Annotated in this window: 28 protein-coding genes and 1 riboswitch; of the genes, 20 read left to right on the top strand and 8 right to left on the bottom strand. The window is 47.2% G+C overall.

Annotated elements, in window-relative coordinates:
* Window positions 1-37: 37 nt before the first annotated feature.
* The 3 genes from KB186_RS06730 to ligD form a co-directional block, all read right to left on the bottom strand.
* Window positions 38-277, bottom strand: a complete 240-nt coding sequence (locus KB186_RS06730) for a hypothetical protein (protein WP_173608079.1) — start codon at window positions 275-277, stop codon at window positions 38-40.
* Window positions 278-401: 124 nt separating this feature from the next.
* Window positions 402-1,199 carry a prolipoprotein diacylglyceryl transferase gene (lgt, locus tag KB186_RS06725; RefSeq protein WP_173608078.1) on the bottom strand — a complete coding sequence of 266 codons (798 nt, stop codon included), beginning with the start codon at window positions 1,197-1,199 and terminating at the stop codon, window positions 402-404.
* Between the two features lie 73 nt (window positions 1,200-1,272).
* The gene (gene ligD / locus KB186_RS06720) at window positions 1,273-2,175 is read right to left on the bottom strand and encodes a non-homologous end-joining DNA ligase (protein WP_232773285.1); all 903 of its coding nucleotides are present in this window, start codon (window positions 2,173-2,175) and stop codon (window positions 1,273-1,275) included.
* Between the two features lie 168 nt (window positions 2,176-2,343).
* On the opposite strand from ligD, the gene KB186_RS06715 reads away from it, so the two are divergent.
* The 6 genes from KB186_RS06715 (at window position 2,344) to KB186_RS06690 (ending at window position 8,699) form a co-directional block, all read left to right on the top strand.
* Window positions 2,344-3,924 (top strand): spore germination protein, encoded by a 1,581-nt coding sequence (locus tag KB186_RS06715; RefSeq protein ID WP_370646657.1) that lies wholly within the window; start codon window positions 2,344-2,346, stop codon window positions 3,922-3,924.
* A complete protein-coding gene (locus tag KB186_RS06710) occupies window positions 3,921-5,087 on the top strand; it encodes a Ger(x)C family spore germination protein (protein WP_173608075.1) in 1,167 nt (388 codons plus the stop codon). The genes KB186_RS06715 and KB186_RS06710 overlap by 4 nt, the downstream gene beginning before the upstream one ends.
* Entirely contained in the window at window positions 5,080-5,316 is a 237-nt protein-coding gene (locus tag KB186_RS06705) for a hypothetical protein (RefSeq protein ID WP_173608074.1), read from the top strand. Before KB186_RS06710 ends, KB186_RS06705 begins: the two co-directional genes overlap by 8 nt.
* Window positions 5,317-5,328: 12 nt before the next feature.
* Window positions 5,329-6,687: a GerAB/ArcD/ProY family transporter gene (locus tag KB186_RS06700; RefSeq protein ID WP_173608073.1), complete on the top strand. Its 1,359-nt coding sequence runs from the start codon at window positions 5,329-5,331 to the stop codon at window positions 6,685-6,687.
* A gap of 338 nt (window positions 6,688-7,025) precedes the next feature.
* On the top strand, window positions 7,026-7,961 hold the full coding sequence (locus KB186_RS06695; protein ID WP_232773284.1) for an ATP-dependent DNA ligase: 936 nt from the start codon (window positions 7,026-7,028) through the stop codon (window positions 7,959-7,961).
* Window positions 7,962-8,369: 408 nt separating this feature from the next.
* Window positions 8,370-8,699 carry a DUF1904 family protein gene (locus tag KB186_RS06690; RefSeq protein ID WP_173608070.1) on the top strand — a complete coding sequence of 110 codons (330 nt, stop codon included), beginning with the start codon at window positions 8,370-8,372 and terminating at the stop codon, window positions 8,697-8,699.
* A gap of 50 nt (window positions 8,700-8,749) precedes the next feature.
* On the opposite strand, the gene KB186_RS06685 is transcribed toward KB186_RS06690, so the two are convergent.
* Together KB186_RS06685 and thiC are read right to left on the bottom strand one after the other, a co-directional pair.
* Window positions 8,750-8,920 carry a hypothetical protein gene (locus KB186_RS06685; RefSeq protein ID WP_173608069.1) on the bottom strand — a complete coding sequence of 57 codons (171 nt, stop codon included), beginning with the start codon at window positions 8,918-8,920 and terminating at the stop codon, window positions 8,750-8,752.
* Window positions 8,921-8,935: 15 nt separating this feature from the next.
* On the bottom strand, window positions 8,936-10,690 hold the full coding sequence (gene thiC, locus KB186_RS06680; protein WP_173608068.1) for a phosphomethylpyrimidine synthase ThiC: 1,755 nt from the start codon (window positions 10,688-10,690) through the stop codon (window positions 8,936-8,938).
* A 149-nt stretch (window positions 10,691-10,839) separates the two neighbouring features.
* Window positions 10,840-10,952: riboswitch (TPP riboswitch) on the bottom strand.
* 246 nt (window positions 10,953-11,198) lie between these two features.
* Between thiC and KB186_RS06675 the strand changes: the two genes are divergently transcribed.
* Entirely contained in the window at window positions 11,199-12,080 is an 882-nt protein-coding gene (locus KB186_RS06675) for a cation diffusion facilitator family transporter (RefSeq protein ID WP_221868391.1), read from the top strand.
* Between the two features lie 61 nt (window positions 12,081-12,141).
* On the opposite strand, the gene ku is transcribed toward KB186_RS06675, so the two are convergent.
* Both ku and KB186_RS06665 read right to left on the bottom strand, forming a co-directional pair.
* Complete coding sequence (gene ku, locus KB186_RS06670) at window positions 12,142-13,101, bottom strand: non-homologous end joining protein Ku (RefSeq protein ID WP_232773283.1); 960 nt, start codon at window positions 13,099-13,101, stop codon at window positions 12,142-12,144.
* Window positions 13,102-13,224: 123 nt separating this feature from the next.
* Window positions 13,225-13,368 (bottom strand): hypothetical protein, encoded by a 144-nt coding sequence (locus tag KB186_RS06665; RefSeq protein ID WP_016743266.1) that lies wholly within the window; start codon window positions 13,366-13,368, stop codon window positions 13,225-13,227.
* Between the two features lie 445 nt (window positions 13,369-13,813).
* On the opposite strand from KB186_RS06665, the gene rsmD reads away from it, so the two are divergent.
* Window positions 13,814-14,380, top strand: a complete 567-nt coding sequence (gene rsmD, locus KB186_RS06660) for a 16S rRNA (guanine(966)-N(2))-methyltransferase RsmD (RefSeq protein WP_232773282.1) — start codon at window positions 13,814-13,816, stop codon at window positions 14,378-14,380.
* A gap of 47 nt (window positions 14,381-14,427) precedes the next feature.
* Window positions 14,428-14,907 carry a pantetheine-phosphate adenylyltransferase gene (gene coaD / locus KB186_RS06655; protein WP_137028288.1) on the top strand — a complete coding sequence of 160 codons (480 nt, stop codon included), beginning with the start codon at window positions 14,428-14,430 and terminating at the stop codon, window positions 14,905-14,907.
* 4 nt (window positions 14,908-14,911) lie between these two features.
* Here the strand turns inward: coaD and ylbJ are convergent, their stop codons facing one another.
* A complete protein-coding gene (ylbJ, locus tag KB186_RS06650) occupies window positions 14,912-16,141 on the bottom strand; it encodes a sporulation integral membrane protein YlbJ (protein ID WP_173608064.1) in 1,230 nt (409 codons plus the stop codon).
* Between the two features lie 147 nt (window positions 16,142-16,288).
* On the opposite strand from ylbJ, the gene KB186_RS06645 reads away from it, so the two are divergent.
* The 11 genes from KB186_RS06645 (at window position 16,289) to KB186_RS06595 (ending at window position 25,473) form a co-directional block, all read left to right on the top strand.
* Entirely contained in the window at window positions 16,289-17,083 is a 795-nt protein-coding gene (locus tag KB186_RS06645) for a patatin-like phospholipase family protein (protein ID WP_173608063.1), read from the top strand.
* Window positions 17,080-18,147, top strand: a complete 1,068-nt coding sequence (locus KB186_RS06640; protein WP_221868389.1) for a SepM family pheromone-processing serine protease — start codon at window positions 17,080-17,082, stop codon at window positions 18,145-18,147. The genes KB186_RS06645 and KB186_RS06640 overlap by 4 nt, the downstream gene beginning before the upstream one ends.
* 85 nt (window positions 18,148-18,232) lie before the next feature.
* Window positions 18,233-18,751, top strand: a complete 519-nt coding sequence (locus KB186_RS06635; RefSeq protein WP_221868388.1) for a YceD family protein — start codon at window positions 18,233-18,235, stop codon at window positions 18,749-18,751.
* A 140-nt stretch (window positions 18,752-18,891) separates the two neighbouring features.
* A complete protein-coding gene (rpmF, locus tag KB186_RS06630; RefSeq protein WP_005834357.1) occupies window positions 18,892-19,062 on the top strand; it encodes a 50S ribosomal protein L32 in 171 nt (56 codons plus the stop codon).
* A gap of 151 nt (window positions 19,063-19,213) precedes the next feature.
* Window positions 19,214-19,975: a DeoR/GlpR family DNA-binding transcription regulator gene (locus KB186_RS06625; RefSeq protein WP_221868387.1), complete on the top strand. Its 762-nt coding sequence runs from the start codon at window positions 19,214-19,216 to the stop codon at window positions 19,973-19,975.
* A 184-nt stretch (window positions 19,976-20,159) separates the two neighbouring features.
* Window positions 20,160-20,939 carry an ABC transporter permease gene (locus KB186_RS06620; RefSeq protein ID WP_173608059.1) on the top strand — a complete coding sequence of 260 codons (780 nt, stop codon included), beginning with the start codon at window positions 20,160-20,162 and terminating at the stop codon, window positions 20,937-20,939.
* Between the two features lie 4 nt (window positions 20,940-20,943).
* Window positions 20,944-21,732: an ABC transporter permease gene (locus tag KB186_RS06615; protein ID WP_173608058.1), complete on the top strand. Its 789-nt coding sequence runs from the start codon at window positions 20,944-20,946 to the stop codon at window positions 21,730-21,732.
* Window positions 21,733-21,743: 11 nt separating this feature from the next.
* A complete protein-coding gene (locus KB186_RS06610; protein WP_221868386.1) occupies window positions 21,744-22,712 on the top strand; it encodes an ABC transporter ATP-binding protein in 969 nt (322 codons plus the stop codon).
* 127 nt (window positions 22,713-22,839) lie between these two features.
* Entirely contained in the window at window positions 22,840-23,430 is a 591-nt protein-coding gene (fapR, locus tag KB186_RS06605) for a transcription factor FapR (protein WP_088908224.1), read from the top strand.
* A 13-nt stretch (window positions 23,431-23,443) separates the two neighbouring features.
* Entirely contained in the window at window positions 23,444-24,451 is a 1,008-nt protein-coding gene (gene plsX, locus KB186_RS06600; RefSeq protein WP_173608056.1) for a phosphate acyltransferase PlsX, read from the top strand.
* Window positions 24,452-24,456: 5 nt separating this feature from the next.
* The gene (locus tag KB186_RS06595; protein ID WP_173608378.1) at window positions 24,457-25,473 is read left to right on the top strand and encodes a beta-ketoacyl-ACP synthase III; all 1,017 of its coding nucleotides are present in this window, start codon (window positions 24,457-24,459) and stop codon (window positions 25,471-25,473) included.

The following is a 25,473-nucleotide window of genomic DNA, read 5'->3' as shown; positions in this document are numbered from 1 at the left end:
CTTTCCGTGTAGAGTACGCGGGGAGGTGTCTTTTTCATTAGCTTGATCCAGTTAAACGCTCCCATAAGCCAGGCTTAGGTTTAATTTGCACGAGGCGAATGGCAGAGAATGGGATATAGTCCAGCGAGCCGTCCCGTTCTTCAATTAATATGCCATTGGGGCTGTAATCATACAATTTACCTTCTGCATATGCAGATAATCCTTGGCCGATCATATCAGGAGCGAAATGAATACGTACATAACGATCGAGATACTCTTCCAAAATTCCATCATCCATGTTATTCCCATCCTTTTTTATTCTTTCTCCTAGTTATTGCCTGCATTGCGACAATTCAGACAAGGCAAAGAAAAAACCACCCAGTCGTGCAGACCTGAGTGGCAATGGATATGGCATGTTGACGTTATTCAATCGAGTTTTGGGAATGTCCGGCCTGCTTGCTTTTGCGTGCAAACACGAGTAGCAAGATGACACCGGCAGCAATCAAGCACAGACTGACTAATTGAGCGACACGCAGGGTATCGGCTATCAACAAACTGTCTGTACGCATGCCCTCAATGAAGAAGCGTCCAATCGAATACAGGATCATGTAGCTGAACAAGACCTGTCCATCGAATTTTTTGAATCGGTACAGTATGAGCACGAGAATGCCAAACACGATAAGGTTCCATATCGATTCATACAAGAATGTAGGATGGTAGTACTGTCCGCCGATAAACATTTGCTCGCGGATGAATGCGGGGAACTTTTCCATAAACTCGGCAGAGACTGGACCACCATGAGCTTCCTGGTTGATAAAGTTTCCCCAACGCCCGATGGCTTGACCCAAAATGACACTCGGCATAAAAATGTCAGCCAAGCGAAGGAACGGCAGATTATGCTTTCGAATATACCAGGTTCCTGCCAGAACACCACCGATTAATCCGCCGTGAATAGCCAAGCCGCCTTGCCAAACTGCGAAGATGTCCAGTGGGTTGTCTTTGTACTGCTGCCATTCAAACGTAACATAATACAATCTTGCACAAACGATGGCTGCTGGAATGATCAGAACCACCATGTTCAAGACGTGATCAGGATCAATGCCAGAACGTTTGGAATTGTAGCGCGCGAGATAAGTACCCAAGAAAAACGCCAGCCCCATAATAATGCCATACCAGTGAATCTTTAAGGGGCCGATTGCAATTGCGATCGGATCGATCATGAATGTGCCTCCTTGCCTTAAAACATCTGTGCCAAGTATAGCACAAATAGACTGCAGGATTCCAACTAATGGCTTACCGGGACTGCAAAAAGCCGAGGATGCCATCAAGAGAGGACCGCTTTGTCGGAGCAGAAATGGATGAGAATAAATCTCCGATTGTTTCCAGGCGTTTGGGTACCGTATAAACGGTGAAGTCTGTGGGATGACAATGGGGAACCTCTTCCCACAGAAGTGGCGTTGATACGGTTGCCTGTGGTTTTGCGCGGGTTGAATAAGGGGCTGGCAGTGTCTTACCGCGCCAGTGTTGCAAATAATCAATGTATAGCTTATTTCCCCGATTCTTCACGAAACGCTCGATGGTTAAAAGTGAGGGATGCTTGCTGACTAAATAGGATGCGATGAAATGTCCGACTTGGCGGGTCTGTTCAAACGTATAGCAAAGTTCGATCGGAACATAAACTTGCAAGCCGCTCGAACCAGATGTCTTGACCCATGAAGGCAACTGTAATTCATCGAGCAGCTCTTTCAATAAGAGGGCAGACTCTATCACAACACCAAAATCATCTGTGGAAGGATCGAGGTCAAACACGAGCTCAGTCGGAGTCTCATCCTTGGCGAGATGAAAAGAGACGTGCCACTCCAATGCTGCTTGATTCGCCATCCATACGAGTGTCGCTCGGTTATTGCACAGTACGTAACGTACGTTTTCCCATGTATGCGTTTGTATCCAGTCGGGTGCATAGTCTGGGGCATTTTTTTGATAGAAGTGCTTGTCACCGATTCCGTGCGGGTAGCGAATGACGGTTAAGAGCCGATCCTTGCTATACCTGAGCAGTGGGTCTGCAACAATCAGCAAATAGCGCAAGTAATCTAGCTTGGTTACCTCGGCCTCTGGCCATAGAGGCTTGTCAGGATTTGTGATGGACAATACGTGATTGTCGATCGTCAGCTCGTACTCTTTTGTTGCAGGACGCAATGACGTTTTCACCTTCTTTTGAAACGGTATAGGTGTTCCTACTATCTCCCACCCACGATTCTCTATGTATTGAGAATTCCTCTTTGCATATATTTCCTGCCAATCAACCATAATACGGGTAGCTTTCCAGTGGTTGGTGATGAAATGAAATTCAAGAAGAAAGATAAAATGAAGGACCTGATTGAGACGATGAATGCCTGCAGCTTGATTGATCTGGAGGGTATACCGATTTCGCCTCAATTGGGAGAGAACATTGATCTGTTGAAAAAAATGTTCGCTGATTGCTCCGATTTTGTCATACGGGAATTCCGCCAAAAAAACAGTGTCCGTGCAATTGCTGTCTTCGTCGATGGGCTGATTGATACCAAAGAGGTCAATTCTGCACTGAAATCGTTAATGGTGCTTGAAGACGGCGATGACGATATAAAAGTGATAGAAGAGTCACTTTTGCCTGTTTCCCAGATGGGAAGAGTAGACGATTATAAAAAGCTATTACAGGCTGTGCTTTCAGGTGATACAGGCATTCTTGTAGAGGGAAATACAGAAGCACTTACGCTCGGCATTCGTGGAGCAGAAAAACGCTCCGTAAACGAACCGGAAGGAGAAGCGGTCGTACGGGGGCCGCGTGAGGGTTTTATCGAAAATATTCGCACGAACACGTCGATGCTACGGCGAAAATTGCGAACACCTCGATTGAAAATGAAGTCCTTGGTAGTTGGACGTGAGACAAACACCAACCTGGTGGTTGCTTTTCTGGATGGGATTGCTGATCCAGAGATCGTTCAGGAGGTCACTGCTCGAATCAGTAAGATCAATTTAGATGCTGTGCTGGAAAGCGGATATATCGAAGAGATGATCCAGGATAATACATACTCGCCTTTCCCTCAGGTTATGTATTCCGAGCGCCCAGACACGGTCGCTGCGGCATTGCTGGAGGGACGTGTCGCGATATTTGTGGATGGGACACCGATGGTTTTAATCGTGCCTGTTACGTTTTGGATGATGATGCAGGCCAGCGAGGATTACTACGAGCGATTTCAAATGGCTACGCTTGTACGACTACTGCGTTATGTATTTCTCATCATTTCACTCATTACCCCTGCCTTATATGTGGCCATAACGACTTATCACCAACAGATGCTGCCAACCACGCTCCTTTTAAGTATTGCGGCTGCGCGCGAGTCCATTCCTTTTCCTGCTATTGTAGAGGCTTTTATCATGGAAATTTCTTTTGAAGCCTTGCGAGAAGCGGGGATTCGTCTCCCGAAAACGGTCGGGCAAGCCGTCAGTATTTTAGGCGCGCTGGTCGTAGGTCAAGCAGCTGTGCAGGCAGGGATTGTTTCTGCCCCCATGGTTATCGTTGTATCGCTCACAGGGATAGCCTCATTTACCATCCCGCATTTTAATGCATCGATTTCATTGCGAATGCTGCGCTTTCCGATCATGATTGCGGCTTCGATCCTCGGCATCTATGGAATGCTGGTAGCGTTATTGCTAGTCCTCGGACATATGGCCAACCTACGTTCTTTTGGTGTCCCATATTTATCTCCGCTGGCACCGATGTCAATCGGCGATCTCAAAGACGTCCTGATAAGAACGCCATGGTCGATGATGGAAAAACGCCCGAGCTTTTTGGGAGTTCAAAACGCAAGGCGTATGAACGATGGTTTTGCTAATTCTATGCAGCAAAGAGGAGGGCAATCAGGGATGACAGGAAACCGTCATCCAAACGAGGAGGGACAATCGTGAAGGCTGTGACCCGCATATTGGTGGTGTCGCTCTGCATGTTCCTGATTTCTGGTTGTTGGGATCGGCGCGAAGTAAATGACATGGCTATCGTCATTGCAATGGCGATGGATAAGGAACCAGACGGAAGGTATCGGTTCTCCATTCAGGTCCCCCTGGTCAGCAGCCTAGGCGCACAGTCTGGAGGGGGTGGGGGGACGAGTGGTGATAAGAGTTATTACGTTGATTCCGCAGTGGGCAGGACAATTCGGGAAGCAAATGGCTTGATCCAAGCAAGAATGTCTCGGAGAATTTACTACTCCCATCACCGGATGATCGTGATAGGGGAAGAACTGGCGAAGGACGGAATGTCCGATGTGCTCGATATTGTGGCACGCTTTCCGGAAAACAGACTGACAGCATACATTGTCATGACAAAAGGCAAAGCAATCGAATTACTAACCGCACAGCCGCAATTTGAACGTTTTTCAGGAGAAGCGATGCGTGAGTTGGTCAAGATGGGGGGCATTAGTGTAACGTTGAAGGATGTGGCCCAGATGCTCGGTACACCAGGGGTTGATGCCATCTTACCCGTTCTAGCGGCTGTGGATTCCCATCCGAAAGGAAAGTCAAAAGAAATAGAGGCGACGGGGGTAGGGTTATTTCGACAAGACAAGCTCGTAACCATCGCGAAGCCCAAAGAGCTGCTCGGCTTGCGATTGTTCCAACGCGAATTTACACCGTTTTCTATTGTGCTCCCCCTTACCAAGCACGAACGGCTTACGATAACTCTTTCGAAAGGAAGGGCGAATATCAAGCCTGTGATTAGGAAGGACCACATCCATTTCAAAATTGACTTATACACTTCTGCCGTTGTGGTGGAGAATCAGTCAAACCTCGATCTCGAGGAAGAGAAAAATATTCGAATGCTGGAAGCGAAGCTCGTCGAGCAAATCAATAACGGTGTGAACCACATGATGCAAACGATCCAAAAGAAACAATCAGACTTCATCGGGTTAGGAATCGCGTTGTCAAGGAATTATCCGCGAGAGTGGCGGGACCGATATCGGAACAGGTGGTATAAGGAACTTCCGAAAATCACATACGAAATACGATCCAAAGTGAACGTGGTCAATTTCGGACAGACAACGAAGAATATAACCAAAGGTGAAGATGATCATGAATAGAATATTTCTGGTTTTTTTTGTCTTCATGCTGTTACATTCCATTGGAGAATTCATCCTGAAGCGAAAAGGCATAGATGGAAGACAGCAACGAGTCATTGTTATTTTTTACACCCTAACGATTGTTTATCTGATCGCTTTGCAATTCCAGTATTATCAAATCCTACCCACGAGTAACATCATGAACATTTTCTCTCCCCATGTGAAGTGGTGGGTGGATCAGTTCGTATAAGGAGGACCAAGTATGATTCACAAGCAAGTTGTCAATCATCGGCAAATTGCCTGGCTCGTCGGCAGTGTCTTGATGACAGGGATGATGATCGGTTTCTTGCGGTCTGTCGTTCAGGTAGCGAGGATGGATGGTTGGTTCTCTCAAATTTTCCCCATCTTTTATGCGATTTTTGTCGCCTACGTTTTGAGTGGGCTGGTGGAGGCCTACCCTGGGAAGAATATCTTTGAAATCTTGTTTATTATTGGCGGGAAGTGGATTGGTGGAGCTGTCAATCTACTCATTTTGTTTTATATTTGGATCATCCTGGCGATCGATATTAAAGGGGCTGCTGATTTTTTACATATCTCGTTATTGCCAAACACGCCATTGGAGGTCATCTTACTCGTCTTCGTCCTACTGATAATGTACTATGGTAAAACGAGCCTTGAGGTGGCGGCGCGAGTAAATGAGCTTTATTTTCCTCTTTATTTCCTCATGTGTATATCGTTATATTTCCTGCTAATGAATGAATACAACGTAGAGCGATTGGAACCAATTTTAACGAATAGATTGGATCGGATCGTGATCAGCAACTTTTTTCCAGTGGGTGTATATGGTGATGTATTTCTCATTGGGGCATTCTTACATGCCATTGTAGAGCCGCGGCTATTTTATGCTGCGATGAAGCACGGGGTCATTATTGTTGGTTTTGGAACGACGATTATGTTGCTCGTTTTGCTCGGGGTGATGGGCTACATTATCGCCGGTCGACTGAATTTCCCTATCTATATTCTCGTCCAGCAAATTCACATCACAGATTTTCTGGACAGGGTCGAAATGATCCTCTTTAGTGTTTGGTTTCCTGCTTTCACAATTAAAGTCATAGTCGCTTACTTGGCGTTTTTAGTGGGGGTGGGATCGTTTGGGGGACAGAGGCATTACAATACACTCAATGCACCGTGTGGATGGTTTATCGTTGTATCGTCCATATTCGCGTTTCCAAATATAGCACATATCGATCAATTTATTAGCTATAGCTTGCCGTTGATCGTGCTCGTCTTTCAATTGCCGCTGGCGCTCTTTTTGCTTGTTCATGTAAGGCGAAAGAATAAAGGAAGAGAGCAAAGCCTCATTCCCGAAGGAACGAAGCTTTATCGATTTTACAGGTCCATGGTATGGACCACGACAGTCTGTTTAAGTGGTTGTGTGATCGTGATAGTGGTTGGGGACTTTTTTAAGGATAAATCAGCGATAGCTGGGGGAGCGACCGCTGTTGTCTACATTGTCCTCTTACTGATAGCGCTGTTGACAAGCTACGGGGAAATGCAGGCCCTTAATCATGGCAAGCAAAGGCTGGGGAGAACAAAACAGGCTGGGTCGTTTCGACAATGAGGTCAAAAGTCAAGGGGTTCCTTACTCCAAAACACACTGACGAGGGGCTGGATTCTTTCCGTGAAAGCGCGCCAGCCTTCATATAAAAATGAAAGTATTTACCACGGTTATCGTGCTATTGGCAAGCATTATGTAAGGGACAAACGCTTATAAACGACGGAAGCAAAGTAAAAATAGAGTAAACCAGCTAAAAATATTTGAGAAAAAGCGTGCCTATGTAATGATGTTGCACGCTTTTTTGTTATTTGCAACAATTGAATTTGGTATGAAGCACAACAAAAACTCCCATAAAGAAGAGTATAAGATCCATACTACATTTCCCTTTTCTGAGGTGAAAGATGAATCCAATTATACCTATGGAGCCAATAAGCTGTGAGAATATACCCCAAGGGGACGAGTGGATTGCCCAAGTTAAATGGGATGGGGTTCGAATCCTGACTTACTTTGATGGACAGGGAACTCGTTTATACAATCGGAGAATAAATGAGCGGACCCACCAATACCCAGAGTTAGCTCACATACAGACATATTGCAATGCTCGCTCGGTGATCTTAGATGGAGAAGTGATTGCATTAGGAACTGACGGAAAACCGTCATTTCATGAAGTGATGCGGCGGGATGGGATTAGACGATTGGAGAAAGTCAGCCAGGCACAGAAGGCTGTCCCTATTACCTATATGATCTTTGATGTCATATTTACAAATAATGAGTGGAAAATCGATCTTACATTGAGCGAACGTATCAACTTATTACAAGAAATCATTATTCCCAATGACCATGTACAATTGGTTGATGGTCATGATAATGGAAACGCTATGTATGAGATCATTAAGCAGTACGGTATGGAAGGCATAGTTATGAAGAATCTTAACAGCAAATATGTCATTGGTGGGAAAGAGAAGCAATGGCAAAAGAAAAAATACTATCGTGACACCATAGCTGTCGTTGGGGGGGTTACGCTGCGTGATAACGTTGTGAATTCCCTCTTGTTAGGGCTGTATGATCTGGAAGGGCGCCTATTTTATATTGGCCACGCAGGAACAGGCAAATTAACTCGAAATGACTGGATGGCCTTGACGGAAAAGATTGTACCTTTGATACAAAATGAAATGCCATTTGTAAATACCCCAGCAAGGTTCAAGGGTGCTGTGTGGTTAAGACCAACTGTCACGGTTAAGGTACAATTCGCGGAATGGACAGAAGGCTATACGTTACGGCAACCGAGTATTCAAGCAGTTGTTGATGTACCTGTTGATTACTGTGTATTGGAGTAGAGGCTCTTGGTGCAACACAGAACAAAAAACATCCCATAAATAGTGGGATGTTTTTAATATTGCTTCTTTGTGTTTGTCATCCTATGTATGTGGAGCTGGCGGATGCATTCCTGTTAGAATTTTACGAAACTTTTTTATTGATTAAGTATTAAATTCGAGCTATACTACCTGTATAAAGTAACTGGGTTAGCGGGTTGGGCTGTATCTGGTTGAGCTGCTTCCTCCTTCCGTGGTACGTCCACCACACCTCATGGAAGGGAGCTGCTCTCTGATATGGCCCTCTTTGTGTCCCTCGCCCCAGTTGGGAATGTTTGTTGTTCACTTTCTTTAATCCTTTTTTCGTTGATATACAATTAGAGACTTGTTTATAATGACTGTGCGAACTCATTTACGAAAGAAGGAATTGACTTGCCGTTTCTTCGGTTTAAAGGCTTTGCGAAGCAAGACATAGAGCCCATTTCTCAGATTCTTATAGAAGAGTTTTCCAAAATTGCTGAGGTAGCTCAAGAAAAGGTGAAATTGGAGCTGCTTCAGGTAGAGCAACTAACGAACAGTCCTTTGTCTGTAGAGATCATGATGTTTCCCCGTGAACAAAAGCAACATGATGCGATTGCAAACGCCGTCCACGGCATTTTGAAGAAGCAAGGCTTTTTGCAAGTCCATATTTTCTTCATCCTGTTATCGCCCACTCTCTATTATAAAGAAGGACTTCCGTTGCAAGTCGGAATGGCGAAATAAGCAAGAAAAAAAGGTCGAGATCCTCCAAAAGGATTTCGACCTTTTTCTATTTAATAATAGAGGCTTTCGGATTGCAGGCACTTGGAGCATGTACGCGTAAGTGGCGTTTCGATATAGACGTGACTGCAATCCTGTTGAATGAGTCGCAATTGTTGTTTAGAGTGCTCTAGCTCAGCCTCTAGTCGAAGGATTTTTTCGCGTAAACGACTGGCTTCCTCCATATGAATCCCCCTTCATTACGACTGATACAAACGGCTTCCCTGTTCGCGGAACTCACGCGATTTTTCCTGCATCCCTGCAAGAATGGCGGGATCTTGCGCACCCCCTTGTTCATTGGCGATGTGACGAATGTCGTGCGATATTTTCATGCTGCAAAATTTAGGACCGCACATGGAACAAAAATGGGCAGATTTGGCGGCTTCTGCTGGCAACGTTTCATCGTGATATTCGCGGGCGCGCTCCGGGTCCAGCGACAAATTGAATTGATCGTTCCAGCGAAAATCAAAACGAGCTTTGGATAAGGCATCGTCTCGCTGTTTTGCCCGCGGATGTCCTTTTGCGAGATCAGCGGCATGCGCAGCGATTTTGTATGCGATTAAACCGTTGCGGACATCCTCTTTATTCGGAAGGCCGAGATGTTCCTTGGGCGTTACGTAGCAGAGCATCGCTGTTCCGAACCATCCAATCATGGCAGCGCCAATCGCTGAAGTAATGTGATCATAGCCGGGGGCAATGTCTGTCGTGAGCGGCCCGAGTGTGTAAAAAGGAGCCTCATGGCAAATGGATAGCTGTTTATCCATATTTTCGCGAATGAGATGCATGGGGACGTGACCGGGGCCTTCTATCATGACTTGTACGTCGTGTTCCCACGCAATTTTTGTGAGTTCCCCCAATGTTTCAAGCTCCGCGAACTGTGCCTCGTCATTCGCATCCGCGATAGAGCCAGGACGTAGTCCATCTCCAAGGGATACACAAATGTCATAGGCCTTCAGAATTTCGCAAATTTCAGCGAAATGCGTATACAGAAAGTTTTCCTCGTGATGGGCCAGGCACCATGCCGCCAAAATCGATCCGCCGCGAGAGACGATACCGGTAACGCGGTTAGCTGTCATGGGGATGTAGCGCAAAAGAACACCAGCATGAATCGTGAAGTAATCGACGCCTTGCTCCGCTTGCTCAATCAAGGTGTCTCGGTAAACCTCCCATGTCAAATCCTCGGCTTTCCCATTTACTTTTTCAAGTGCTTGATAAATCGGGACAGTACCAACTGGAACGGGACTGTTGCGGATAATCCACTCCCGCGTGGTGTGTATATGTTTTCCCGTCGAGAGGTCCATAATGGTGTCGGCACCCCAACGGACAGACCAAATCATTTTTTCGACCTCTTCTTCCATGGAAGAGCTGACGGCTGATGTTCCGATGTTGGCATTGATTTTGACATGAAAGTTGCGGCCAATGATCATCGGCTCGCTCTCAGGATGATTGATGTTAGAAGGGAGGATCGCACGTCCAGCGGCGATTTCTGCCCGTACAAATTCAGGAGAGACCCCCTCGCGAATGGCAACGTATTCCATTTCCGGTGTGATGATATTTTTTCGGGCATAATGAAGCTGGGTAACATTTTTGCCTGGCTTTGCCCGTTTTGGTTTGTAGCCCTCTCGAGGGAAAGTGGGGAGGGTGACAGCCTTCTCTTCGTTTCGGATGCCGTCGTCGACTAGTTGTGGTTCGCGACCGACATACGTTTCCACATCATTTCGCTCATCAATCCATTGGTGGCGAATGGAGGGGAGTCCTGCTTGAATGTCAGGGACATAACCGGATGCAGTATACTCGCCACTCGTATCATACACGCGAATGGGAGGATTGGGTGTGGAGCCGGACAATCCTTCGGTAGGATGAAGAGAAATCTCGCGCATCGGGACACGGATGTCCGCACGACTACCTGTCTCGTATACTTTGCGACTACCTGGAAAAGATGACACCAATGACATAAGAAAAACCTCCTTGTTTTGGTTGCACGAAAGCGAGAACCGTTTAGGGAGGCGAAAGAAACATCCCGCGAAAAAGCGCCGCATAAACAACATGCGACGCCAACGCGAGAGTAGAGAAGAAACGGGTATCCTAAAAATACACGTATCTTTTCGTGTCGTATATGACATTCCTCCGCTGGCATTACCCAGTTCAGGTTCAACGGTCGATGGCACAGTACCATCCTCTCAGCCTGGTGAATTCCAAGCTCCCGTGCTTTTTTATTTTTGGATTGCAACAATAGGATAACGGGAAGTCAAGTTAATTTCAAGGATAATTTTCTAGTGAAAAATTGCAGGTGTGCAACACATTTTCCTCCCCCCTATTCTCATGAATCGGACTAAAACTGTTTCTGTAGACCCACATGATTCCTATCTGTTACGATGAAGTTCGAAAAAAAGCAACTGCTTCCAGCGCTTTGATTTTCCGCGTTGTCGAAGCAGATGGAGAAGTATTTTGAGGTGATGAGGTATGGATGTTTATTCGGATCTAAAACAAGGAGAACGTGGAGCGTGGGTGAGTATTTTCGCCTACATTTTCTGCTCTGTATTAAAAATAGGAGTTGCGTATGTCACAGCGTCGGAAGCTTTAATGGCCGACGGTCTTAACAACTCAACAGATGTGGTCGCATCAATTGCTGTTTTGATTGGGCTGCGTATTGCAAGGAAACCACCTGACAAAGATCACCCGTATGGCCATTTCCGGGCAGAGACGATTTCAGCACTTGTCGCATCATTTATTATGCTATTTGTCGGAGTTCAGGTCATTACGAATGCTGTACCATCCTTGTTTGATCCACAACATTCGGCTCCTGACCTGTTAGCAGGGTGGACAGCACTTGCAACTGCCGTTATTATGCTTTTCGTCTATCGCTACAATAAAAAGCTCGCCATCAAAACAAACAGCCAAGCACTGGATGCAGCGGCCGCTGACAACCGTTCAGATGCATTCGTCAGTATCGGGACGTTTATCGGGGTAGCTGGCGCACAGTTTCAATTGCATTGGCTCGATCCATTAGCTGCTTTTGTTGTTGGTCTCATCATCTTGAAGACTGCGTGGGACATTTTCAGAGAAGCAACCCACCGTTTAACAGATGGCTTCGACGAAAGCGAGCTTGCGGACCTGCGGGCAACGATTTCCTCGATTTCAGGAGTAAAGGATATCAGTGACATCAAAGCCCGCTACCATGGAAGCAGCGTGCTGGTTGATGTTGTGATCCATGTAGATCCAGGGCTGAATGTGGTGGAGAGCCACACCATCACCGAAAAAATTGAAGAACAGATGCGCAAGATTCACCGCATTAACGCCGTTCATATCCATATTGAACCGTGCAGGAAGATGGCGCCTAGTTAGATTCCATCATGGGAATACAAAAAACCTGTCCAATGTGGGCAGGTTTTTTTGTTATGTGCTGCTAACCAGAGGTAGCCTTCTTTTTGCGCAGTGTTTTGGTTGTAGAAGTAGTCGTAGTTTTTTGGGGATCGGCTGCGGTCGGCTTTTTTGATGCTTGCTCTTTTTCGGACGAGGAGGCAGCAGTGGTGCGTTTTCGCGCAGGCTTTGAAGGAGTCGGTTCCGGCTCGATTTTGATGGGTACTGCGGCTTGACCGGCTGTAGACTCCAAGCTTTCTTTTAGGGCTTGCATGAGATCAATAACATTGGTTCTTGCCACAGTAGGTGCAGTGGCGATTTCCTGACCCTCCAATTTTTTCTCAATCAGTTTTTGCAGGTCGGATCGATATTCATCCGTATATTTTGCCGGATCAAAAGGGAGCGTCATATTGCTAATGAGCTCAGTTGCCATTTTCAGTTCGTTTTCGGCCAACGTTACATTGGCCTCAGGCAAGGCGGGCACTTGATTGACGGGGCGTACCTCATCCGGATAGAAGATCGTCTCCAGCATGATGCAATGTTCATACAGTCGGATAACGGCCAGGCTTTGCCGATTGCGCATCGTTACCTGTGCAACGCCGATCTTTCCTGTTTGTTCCATAGCCGATCGCAGCAAGGCGTATGCTTTTTCGCCGGTGTCTTGTGGAGATAGGAAATAGCTCTTGTGAAAATAAACAGGATCAATCTCCGACAAGTCTACGAAGTCGATAATTTCAATGGCTCTGCGTGTTTCTGGCGTAATGGCTTCCAGATCATCATCGTCGATCATGACAAAATGTCCTTTTTCGTATTCGAAGCCACGGACGATTTCATTCGTATCGACCTCGCGCTGGCAGTGTGGGCACATTTTCGTGTACTTGATCGGGGTATTGCACTCTTTATGCAGTTGGCGAAAGCGAATATCGCGCTCTTCCGTTGCAGTAAACATGCGAACAGGTATATTGACGAGGCCGAAGCTGATTGAACCCTTCCACACCGTATGCATGCGGATACCTCCTTCACAGTCATTTTTGTATAGTATCTGTATCCGCTTAGAAGAAGTGCCGAGGGAATTGAAGGTGGAAAAGTAAAAAGCCAGCCGATTCGATGCGGCTGGCTACATATGCAACTATTGTCCATGTTTGACGATGTCCGATTGATCTGCACGCGATTGCATGTCACGCGCCAGTTCGACGTCTTTGCCTGTGCGGTCTGCAATGGACTGGGCTTTGGACGCCTTCAGCTTTTGTGCGGACGGTCGCTTTTCTGCCATGATTGACTCACTCCCTTCAGGCAATCTACATGTAGAGGGTTTTACAGGTACATGTAGTATGCGCTGGACACAAAAAAAATACCCCATCGCCAAATGACGAGGGGCAGCCGTTCAACTCCTCCCGATGAAGGGAGCGATGGCACGAAATGCTCCTATCAGACACGTCGTGCGCCAAAGTGAACAGCCTTTCAATTATGGGAGAGGAGAAACCGGAGGAAGAGCTTATGGGGAAACGTAAGTCTTCTCCGCGGTTGTCAGCGACACCGTTGCGTCGCTATTCATCATCTTTTCCAATAGAATGGGGTTGTATACCTTCTTGCGCATAAATTTTTCCAGTTGCTAATTTTACGGGTGTATGCAGTTGTGATAGTATGATATCATTCTCAGTCTTAGAAAATCGCGTCTTAAAACATACATATCAGGAAAGCAGACAGGTGAAATGAGTATGCGAGTCATCGCTGGAGAACACAGAGGAAGACGGTTGGCAGCAGTTCCGGGCAAAGGAACCAGACCGACAACCGATAAAGTCAAAGAATCGATTTTTAATATGATTGGCCCCTATTTCGATGGTGGTTGGGCATTGGACCTATACGCAGGAACAGGTGGTCTCGGGATCGAGGCATTGAGTAGGGGAGTGGATCGAGCTGTTTTTGTGGAGCGAGATCCGAAAGCGTTTGCCGTGGTAAAACAAAACGTCAGCACTTGCAGGCTGGACGATTATGCCGAGGTATATCGCATGGATGCGGAGCGCGCCATTCGCACGCTGAGTACCCGCCATCAAAAATTTGATCTTGTCTTTTTGGACCCGCCATACGCCCAGCAAAAGATTGTTGAAGAAATTGCGATGTTACAAGAGCTGGGAATGTTGGCGGACGGAGCTTGGATCGTGGCTGAGCATGATATCGCAGACTCCTTTCCGGATGCGATTGGTCATTGTGTGAAGGATCGAGCAGCGAAGTATGGGGATACGGCCATTACCGTTTATTATTACGATTTGGAACCACAAGCCTAACTTTCAAATTAAGGTGCGTAAAGAGCATCAAGGGAGGATAACCCGCTATGGCAATCGCCGTATGTTCAGGAAGCTTCGACCCTGTTACTTATGGGCATCTCGACATTATTGCGCGGGGTGCCAACGTTTTTGATAAGGTCATTGTCGCCGTCTTGATCAATTCAAAGAAAAACTCATTATTCAGCGTAGAAGAGCGTGTCGAATTGCTTCGTCAGGCAACGGCTGACATGAAAAATGTAGAAGTGGACTCATTTGACGGCTTATTAATTGACTATATGAACAAAAAGGGCGCACAGGTGATCATTCGTGGCCTTCGTGCTGTTTCTGATTTTGAATATGAGATGCAAGTCGCCTCGATTAATAAAAAGCTCGATGAAAATATCGAAACGTTTTTCATGATGACGAACAATCAATATTCGTACTTGAGTTCAAGTATTGTGAAGGAAGTTGCGAAATACAAGGCGAGTGTCGCAGATTTGGTGCCGCCAATCGTAGAAGAGGCACTGAAGCGAAAAATGGCCGAGTAGATTATCACGTCTTACTGCGGTTCATGCGCGAAAGAGCCAGGCTGGTACACAAAAGAATTGCACCAACGCCTATGGCGAGTCCCCCTGATAATAGCAAGGTCTCCCACCAACTCGTCGCAGGGACCTCAGGTTTCGCATGCACAAATACAGGGACGGCTTGCTCCACGAACCAGGAGCTGACTGTGGCAAGTGGCCCCCAAAAGACGAAGGTCAAAATCGCAGCTAGCAAAGCATGCAGGGATCTGGCAATCAAGTAAGGGGCGACACGAATATCCGTTTCACTCAAGATACTTGCGACCTGCGCGTGAACACTCAAACCGCCCCAAGACAATATCGCACTGGCAATGGCTGCTTTCCAGACCAAGGAAACTTCATCAGGGACAATGCTCGCTGCCTGTGCGCCGAGGGTTACTTCGAACAATCCTGCCACAATTGCTTGGGAAAAGGCTGGCGGAAAACCAAAGGGACCGAGAAAAATCGAGAGAAGCGTACTGATGATTTGTGTCAGATGAATCGTGGAGAAAAGTTGGATTAATACCGAAAAAACAATGATGAAACCACCGATCATCAGCAAGGTATTCAGAGCGGATTGAACTGCTTCTCCCATTAATTTTCCGAACGGACGTCCATCACGGACACGTGCCCGATGCATCGCTTGCAAGGCGCGTAAAGGAAGAGGCAATGAATTTTTCTCCAATGGGGCTGAAGTTATGGCAAAAGGCGCATGAAAACGATAGACCACACCCATGAGTACAGCTGACAAATAATGAGTTAGAGCTAGAATGATGCCCATTTGCTCACTGTGGAAAAAGCCGATTGCCACTGCTCCCATGACGAATAAAGGGTCTCCCGTCGTTGTAAAAGAGACGAGTCGTTCACCCTCAGCCTTCGTCACATTGCCTTGCAGACGCAGGCGTGTTGTCAGCTTTGCTGCTACCGGATAGCCGGACGAGAAGCCCATTGCCAGCACGAACCCGCCAGTTCCCGGAACGTTAAACAGTGGGCGCATGAATGGCTCCAGTAACACGCCGACGAAATGAACGACGCCCAGACCCATCAACACCTCAGACAGCACAATAAAGGGAAGAGTAGAGGGAAAAACTACCTCCCACCATATTTTCAGACCGCGTACGGCAGCTTCAAAAGAAATCTGTGAGTATGCGATCAACGAAATAACAATGAAAACTGTCGAAATGGCGAGCAACAATGTAAGTACGGGTGAGTGGCGTGACATGGATTCCTCCTGAATCGAAGAAAAGTAGTAGTACATGTCTACGTGGCAAGCGGGAGAACTATGCGTAAGCTTGGTCGACGAATATCTCCCAAGTGTGAAAGGAACAGCGATTTACCACATAGGCTGGTTACAGGGAGGGGTTTTTCCATGCAGACAAGACGTAAACCAATCGTGGGTGTAGCCCTGGGCTCAGGAGGCGCTCGCGGTTTTGCGCATATTGGTGTATTGAATGCGCTAGAAGCACATGGTATTCAGATTGACATGCTCGCTGGCTCCAGTATGGGCAGTTTGATTGGAGCTGTCTATGCCAACGGAATTGAACCGCACATGATGGGAAAGCTTGCCTTGAATTTAAAACGCAAGCATTGGCTCGATTTGACCGTACCCAGCATGGGCTTTGTTACGGGGGAAAAGATCAAACAATTGATTCGTCTGTTAACGCACGGAAAGCGCTTGGAAGAGCTGAACAAGCCGCTTGCCATTGTAGCGACGGATATTGAATCAGGGGAGCGCGTCGTATTTCGTGAAGGACCGATTGATCAAGCGGTGAGGGCGAGCATATCCATTCCAGGCATCTTCGTCCCTGAAAAAGTAGGGGGGCGGCTGTTGGTCGACGGAGGAGTAATTGATCGCGTGCCGGTGACGGTGCTGCGTGAAATGGGTGCCGATATCGTGATTGCGGTAGATGTCGCCCAATTCGACACTCGGATGGAAGTCAAAAGTATTTTTGATGTGATCGCCCAAACGATTGATGTCATGGAAAGGGAAATTCTGCGACATCGAATCATTGCGGCAGACATCGTAATCAGGCCTGATGTTGGACACTATAGCAGTATCGCGTACACGGGTGTCGAACAAATTATCGAGCTAGGCGAACGTGCGGGTACTGAACATATCGAACGCATACAGGAACTAATTGCAAATTGGGAGGCACAAGAATGAGTGAGGAACAGCTTTATGCCAACAGACGCAGATCTACAGGAACCAGAGGCTTTAGCTGGATACTTGCCTTGGTCTTTGTCTTGTTGGGCATTTCCTTTTTTGTACCGACGAATTATTACGTGAGTCGTCCAGGGTCAGCGATTGAGTTGGGGCCGATGATTCAAGTGGAAGGCGGCAAGAAAGACGAGACCGGCTCCTTCATGCTCACGACGGTACGAATGGGCGAAGCGAATTTGCCGTGGTATTGGTATGCAAAAATGACGCAGGATGTTGAGCTATTGCCCAAGGAGTTGGTTGTCAGCAAGGGAGAAGACAGCGAAGATTTTATCCGTCGAGAACAAGCGGTCATGGACAATTCACAAAAAATTGCGGAGGCAGTCGCATTCCGTCTTGCCGGCTTCGAAGTGAAAATCGAGAAGCAGGGTGTGTGGGTGATGGGTACCTTGGAAGGGTTTCCTGCCCATAAAGCATTGCAAATCGGAGATGTCATTACGTATGTAGACGGGGTTCGCACATCTGAGGCAAAAGATTTGCTGACAGCCCTCTCTGCAAAAAAAGCAGGCGACCAAGTCGAGATTACGTACACAAGAGATGGACAAGAGGCCAAAACGATGTTAACCTTGGAACCACTGCCTGAGTCCAAGTCAGTTGGAATTGGTGTACGCCCTGACAACAAACAGGAAATCATCATTCCAAAAGAAGTTACCATTGCCTCTCAAGGGATTGGTGGTCCTTCTGCTGGGTTAATGATGACCCTGGAGATTTATGACCAGTTAAATACGAAGACGGATTTGACAAAAGGCTATAAAATTGCAGGAACAGGCACGATTTCGTTAGACGGAAAAGTAGGCAGGATCGGTGGCATTAATCAAAAGGTAATCGCAGCGGACAAAGCGGGCGCAGAGATCTTCTTTGCTCCACAGGATACGCCAGATACGACCTCCAATTACGAGGAGGCGTTAGCGACTGCCAAGCGGATTGGAACTTCAATGAAAGTGGTTCCGGTCAAGACGGTGGAAGAAGCGATTACGTACTTGAATGGACAAAAACCGAAATCTACCTGAGCAAACTAGCTGTCAAGCAAAAATGGTTGACAAAGCTTTGGGCAGGGTCTATAATCATCTTTGTTGTGCATGAGGTGAAAATGCTATGAACATTAAGTTAGCAGAGTTAGAGCACCGAAAAGGAGAGCCGTTGCCATTCCAGGTAACCTTGGAAGCAGATGAGCTAAAGAAGCGTCATCATGAGATTCGCGGGATTAGTCCTGTGACTGCGAGTGGTGAAGCCGTTCAGCTGGGCAATCTCTATTACGTAAAAGGAAGCATGAAGGCAGACGTGAATTTTGTCTGCGCGAGATGCTTGAATCCTTTTGTCGATCAGGCAACAGTAGATTTCTCTGAGACATTTGCGCTTGCGGATGATCCAATCCTGCAAGATGACGAGGACAGCGATATCCTTCCTTTGGAAGGCGATGAAATCGAGCTGGACTCGCTGTTGCAAGAGGACTTCTTACTGGCAATGCCGACCTTCCCGCTTTGTGAGGAGGATTGCAAAGGTCTGTGCCCGACTTGCGGTGTGAACCGTAACGAAGTGGCATGCAGCTGCAAGAATGAGCGTGTTGACCCGCGTTTGGCTGGGTTGGCTGACTTTTTCAAAGACAGCAAATAAGTATTCTTACTGTATTCAAGATGATTCGCCGACCATTCGTGGCAGCGTCTCATTTTTGAAGGATGGCATAAGCATTTTGCCTATACTGTCCACCCAATAGAGCTTCTTAGCATTTGTCAGTTGAAGGAGGTGTAAGGAAGATGGCAGTACCTCAACGGAGAACTTCCAAAACCCGTAAAAGAATGCGTCGTACGCACTTCAAATTAGAGATTCCAGGCATGATCAAATGCGATAATTGCAGCGAATACAAGCTTGCGCATCGTGTTTGCCCAAGCTGCGGTCACTACAAAGGCGTGAAAGTAGCGAAGTAATATTCGCTGCTAAGAAAGCAAGGTGAGAAATCGCCTTGCTTTTTTTGTTCCTTCCTATTGCTTATCATTACTTACAAGTGCTTATTATCACTTGTGTAAATAACTTAAATGACTTATAATGAAGTCAAGATAAGGATGGGGTTGAGGCTTCGTGTTTCAAGAGGAGAGGTTGGCTGCAATTCTTGCGTATCTGCAGGAGCACCAGCGAATCAGTGTGCAAGAAGTAGTTGAGCAGTTTGGGGTTTCCCGTGACACAGCGAGGCGTGATATCGTCAAGCTGGAGGAGCAGGGACAAATCCTGCGAACCAGGGGAGGAGCAGTACTGCCCAGCCTCAACAAAAAGAACTACTCCCATCAGGAACGAATGCAGCTTGATTTGACAGGAAAGCGCAGTATTGCGACAGCGGCGGCCCGTCTGATCAAAGATGGCGATTATTTGCTGCTCGATGCGTCCACAACTGTTCAGCTTACGGTGGAATCGTTGCAGACCCGCGATCATGTCATCATCACGAATTCATTAGCGACTGCCGCCAGTATGTCCCGAAAAGATGGCGTTCTTGTCAAGCTTTTGGGCGGAGACGTACATGCAGAGGATCAATGTGTGCTCGGTACACGAGTGATTCAAAACCTCGCTGATTTTCATGTTGATAAAGTGCTGGTTGGTGCATGCGGTCTTACAAAGGAAGGGCTCATGTCCACGCAGGAGGATCACGGCTTTCTGATCAAAGAAATGATCAAGCGCGCCGATCAAGCCATCATCCTCACTGACCATACCAAGTTTGGAAAAAGCATGTTGTATCGCGTTGCAGGTTTTGACCAGATCGATATTATCGTGACTGATAAGCTGCCTGAAAAGGAAATAGCTGAGGCTTTGCACGCTAACGATGTAGAGGTGATTGTAGCTTCCACATGAAGCTATTGATCCATAAAAAAGAGGATAAGTTCCATTTGGCTGGCGTGAATGGGTGACCAGCGTGACAGCAAATGGATTTATCAGAAAGAGTCCTTCAAATGGGAAGGACTCTTTCTTTTTTTCTTGCATTTGTGTACCGCCCCTGCTATTCTGGTAATCCTGACTTTTCCAAGAGGAGGGTTCTATGGTCTATTGGCGGATTATTCGCAAGAGCTATCGTCGAAATCTTCAGTATCGTTTATCGCATGTCGTCAACAATGTCGCAAGCTCGATTTTTGGGCTTGTTTTTATTGCCATTTGGACGGGTGTCCTTTCTGGAAAACAAGTATATGGCCCGTATGATGTCAAAACGATGGGGTATTACATCGCGATTTGCCAAAGCGTTCTCTGGATGACAACTTTTCTGTCCCCAGGTCTGAATGTGCAAATAGCGGTAAGGAGCGGGGCTGTCAGTCTGGATATGATCAAGCCTGTTCATTATCTCTGGTACATGCTCAGTCAGGAGTTTGGACGACTTTTGTACAATGCTTGTTACCGAAGTGTTCCGATTGGCTTGCTGCTAGGATTAGCGGTAGGCTTCTTTTTTCCCTCCCATCTGTTCACTTACTTCTGGTTTATCCTCTCGCTTCTGCTAGGAACGTACGTAGGCATGTTACTCTTTTATCTCGCGGGCATTTCTTCCTTCTGGACCACAGAAATCCGCTGGGTACATCTCATTCTTTTGTCGTTGATCTTTGGGTTAGGTGGACAAATGATTCCGATCGACTTGATGCCCGGGATGATTGGAAAGGTAGCGCCTTATTTGCCCTTTTCCGCGATGATTTATTATCCAGTCATGACCTTGCTAGAGCTTGCTCCTCCTTATGGCATGCTAGTCCAAGCTGGATGGGCGCTCGCTTTAACGGTAGTTGCTTTATTGGTGACGAACATGGCAAGAAGAAAGCTAGAAATTCAAGGAGGATAACCATATGTTTGCCCTCTATCGCAAACTGATTGCGGCCAGCATTCGCTCGCAAATGCAATACAAGATAAATTTTGTCACGAGCGCTGCCACGACCGGAATGATTATGGTGCTTGATTTTATTATTCTCTCTGCGATTTTGTACCGATTTCACGATGTGGTCGGGTGGAATATTTACGAGGTTGGGATGCTTTACGGGATTTCCTCGGCATCTGTCTCCTTGTATCGACTGTTTGCTCCGGAAATTAACGACTTTGAGAAGTACATCGTACAAGGGGAGCTCGATCAATTGCTCATCCGGCCTGTTTCACCTTTGCTTCTGCTATTGACACGTAATCTTGATTTATCGAGAGTGGGAGGGTTGGTGCAAGGGGTGTCTGTTTTGGTCATCTCCTTGTCGGGTCTTGCGGCGGAAGGGCAATCGATCATGGGGTTGGTGCTATTCTCACCGGTTGCCATTTTGTCTGGCGGAGTGATCTATTTCTCCATTGGTCTTGCTACGGCAGGGGTCGCCTTTTGGACGCATCAGATAAAAGACATGCTGACCTTTACCATTTATGCACCAGCCAATGCTTCCAATTATCCGATCGGGCTATATCCAAACTGGCTCAAATGGCTCTTTTTCTCAGCGATTCCGATTGCTTATATGAATTATTTGCCAATGTTGACGCTGTTGGGCAAAGGGGGCGAATGGTTTTATCCGATACTCACCCCAGTAGCTGCAGCGAGTGCTTTTTATTTCGCTCGTATGCTGTGGAATGTCGGGATTCGACACTACCATAGTACAGGGAGCTAAGGAGGGGTAACATGATTGAAGCAGAGCACATCGAAAAATCATTTTTCCTGAATCAAGCGAAGGAGGGGCGCTTTGCTTCTCTACGAACACTCTTTTCTCGTGAACGAAGGGAAGTCAAAGCCGTCCACGATATCTCCTTTTCCATTGACAGAGGCGAGTTCGTGGGATATATCGGGCCGAATGGCGCTGGAAAATCGACGACAATCAAAATGCTGGCGGGAATTCTTCATCCCAGTCAGGGGGAAATACGAATAGGTGGATATAGTCCGCAGCGGGAAAGAATTCAAGTAGCCTCGCAGATCGGAGTAGTATTCGGGCAGCGAACACAGCTTTGGTGGGATTTGCCAGTCAGAGATTCCTTCGAAATTTTGCAAGCGATGTACAAAATTGACGACAGCGCGTATCGGCGATCGATGGAGGTGTATCAGGAACTGCTGGACCTCCATGAATTCCTTGATACGCCAGTGCGTAAATTGTCGTTAGGACAACGGATGAGAGCTGATTTGGCGGCGGCGCTGCTGCATGATCCGCCTGTCCTGTTTTTGGACGAGCCTACGATTGGGTTGGATGTGGTCGCGAAGACTCGCATCAGAGCTTTTTTGAAAGAAGTGAATCAGACCCAGAAGAAGACGATTCTTTTGACGACTCATGATATGGATGATATTGAACAACTCTGCAACCGGATTATCGTGATCAATCATGGCAAAAAGATGATGGATACGAGCTTAGCTGATTTGCGACACCAGATAGGGCTGCCAAGCCTCATACGAATCGAATTTCGACAACCGCCTGAAAAGCTTTACGAGCTAGAGGGAATTGAGCGGATGGAGCTATCTGAGAATGTGCTTTCGATTTACTTCGACAAAGGAAAAATTTCTTCGCCGCGAATCCTTGCCGAGGTGGCGGGGTGGGGTGAGCCTTTGGACATCCAGATGAAAGAACCGGGGATTGAGGAGATCATTCGTCTCATTTACCGTTAGGGATGGCTACCTAATTTCGTGATCGATACTTGTAATTCCACATCTTCTCCCGTATACTGTGTTTTGGTACCAGGTATTAAAAACAGATCGCAATCATACATAGTACAACTGAATCCTGCTTAAGGGGGTGTTCAGCATCGCCCGCTTGCCAAAAAAAGATCGCCAGTCCCGCTTAGTGCAGTATCTGGCGGATAACCCATTTGCGACGGACGAAGATCTGGCTGAGTTATTTCGTGTCAGTATTCAAACCATACGCTTAGACAGACTGGAATTAGGCATACCGGAGCTGCGTGAACGAATCAAGACAGTCGCAGAGAAAAGTCTTGATCCTGTAAAATCATTGGGCATCGATGAAATCATCGGTGAGATTATTGATCTACAGCTCGATTCACAGGCCATTTCCGTATTGGAAATTAAAGAAGAGCATGTTTTTTCGAAAACACAAATTGCCCGAGGGCATTATATATTTGCTCAGGCCAACTCATTGGCAGTTGCCGTAATCAACGCAGAGGTAGCGTTGACAGCTACAGCGAGAATCCGCTTTGTCCGTCCTGTACGAGCAGGGGAAAAGCTGGTTGCAAAAGCAGTGGTGAGGAGCCGTAACGGCGACGAATGCAAGGTGCGTGTAGAGACGAAGGTTCAGGGTGAATTGGTCTTTACCGCAACCTTCCGTGTAGTAGAAATGTCGAGCTACCATAACAGCATGGATGAGGAGTAAGGAGGAGTCACGGTTGCGAATTGCAGTGGATGCGATGGGCGGCGATCACGCACCGAAGAGTACAGTATTAGGGGCGCTTGCTGCCATCAAGGAAAACCCGGCCATTACAGTTGTATTGGTGGGAGATGAACAGGCTATTCGGAACCACTTGCCGCAGGATATTCCGGCGAACATTGAAATTGTTCCTGCAGCGGAAGTGATTTTGCCAGATGATGAACCGGTTCGAGCAGTTCGGCGTAAGAAAAATTCTTCGCTGGTTGTAGCTGTTGAGATGGCGCGCGAGAAAAAAGTTGACGCGATGATCTCGGCTGGGAATACGGGTGCTTTAATGACAGCGGGCTTGCTGTACGCAGGTCGCATGGATGGAATCGAGCGCCCGGCGCTTTGTGCCTATATCCCGAATACAAAAGGCCGTGTAACACTGACGCTGGACGTCGGAGCCAATATGGATGCCAAGCCGCATCAGCTTGTCCAGTACGCGCTGATGGGGAGCTTGTACGCTGAAAAAGTGTTGGGCTTCAAGCAGCCGACAGTAGGCTTGCTGAATGTCGGAACGGAAGAAGGAAAAGGGAATGAATTGACGAAAGCCGTTTTTCCTCTCCTTCAAGAAGCTGACTTGAACTTTGTAGGAAATGTGGAAGCACGCGATGTTATGCAAGGAGCCTGTGATGTGCTCGTATGCGACGGCTTTGTAGGAAATGTTTTGTTAAAGGCCGTAGAGGGTGCTGCCTCCACAATCTTTTCGCAGTTAAAGCAGGAGTTTACTTCCAGCCTGATTAATAAGCTAGGAGCTGCCATTCTGAAACCAGGATTGGTACGCTTTAAAAAGAAAATGGATTATGCGGAATACGGTGGTGCTCCCTTGCTGGGACTGAAATCCCCTGTGATCAAGGCCCACGGTTCCTCAAATGAGCGTGCGATGAAAAACGCGATTGTCAGTGCAACGCGGTTTATTCAGCAGGACGTGAACGAGATTATCCAGCAATCATTACAGAAAAATACTTTGGGAGAAAGCGAGTGAAGCAGATGAGTACAAAGCGTTCAGTAGGAATTTTGTCTACAGGCTCTTATACCCCGGAGCGGGTGTTGACGAACTTTGATCTGGAGAAAATGGTGGAAACCTCTGATGAGTGGATTGTTTCCCGTACCGGAATCAGAGAACGCCGCATTAGCTCACCGGAGCAAGCTTCCTCCGACTTGGCTTACGAGGCTGCCAAAGAAGCGCTCGAGAAAGCAAACATCAGCGCGGAACAGCTGGATATGATCATTGTCGCAACTGTAACGCCTGACATGTCGTTCCCGTCTACTGCTTGCTTGCTGCAAGAAAAGCTGGGTGCTACACGTGCGGCTGCCATGGATCTTTCCGCGGCTTGCACAGGCTTTTTGTACGGAATTACAACAGCGACTCAGTTCATCCAAAACGGTTTGTATAAAAAAGTATTGGTCGTAGGCGTTGAGACCTTGTCCAAAATTACGAATTACAAAGATCGAAATACATGCGTCTTGTTCGGAGACGGTGCAGGTGCGGCTGTTATCGGTGAAGTTACTGAGGGATACGGCTTCCAGTCCTTTGAGCTCGGTGCAGATGGATCAGGCGGGTCCCTCTTGTGCTTGCCAGCAGGTGGTTCCAGAACGCCTGCATCTGCTGAGTCTGTCGAACAAGGCCTGCATTATCTCTACATGGCAGGCGGAGAAGTTTTCAAATTCGCCGTTCGCGTCATGAATTCTGCAACAGAGGCTGTCTTGTCTAAAGCGGGCGTATCGAAGGATGAGATCGACCTGTTGGTACCGCATCAGGCAAACAAACGAATCATCGACTCTGCCGTACAGCGCTTTGGTTTGTCTGAGGATAAAGTAGCGATCAACCTGGATCGTTATGGAAACATGTCCTCTGCGTCTATTCCTGTAGCGTTGGATGAAGCAGTAAAGGCTGGTCGTGTAAAAGAAGGCGATAACCTGATCCTGGTTGGGTTTGGTGGCGGCTTGACTTGGGGAGCGACGCTCTTGAAGTGGTGCACGACTCCGGCAGAAGGGAGCAAGTAG

This window comes from Brevibacillus sp. AF8, assembly GCF_021270385.1.
Classification (GTDB): domain Bacteria; phylum Bacillota; class Bacilli; order Brevibacillales; family Brevibacillaceae; genus Brevibacillus.
Note: the sequence above shows the minus strand (reverse complement) of the source record. Positions and strands in the feature narration are given on the sequence as shown.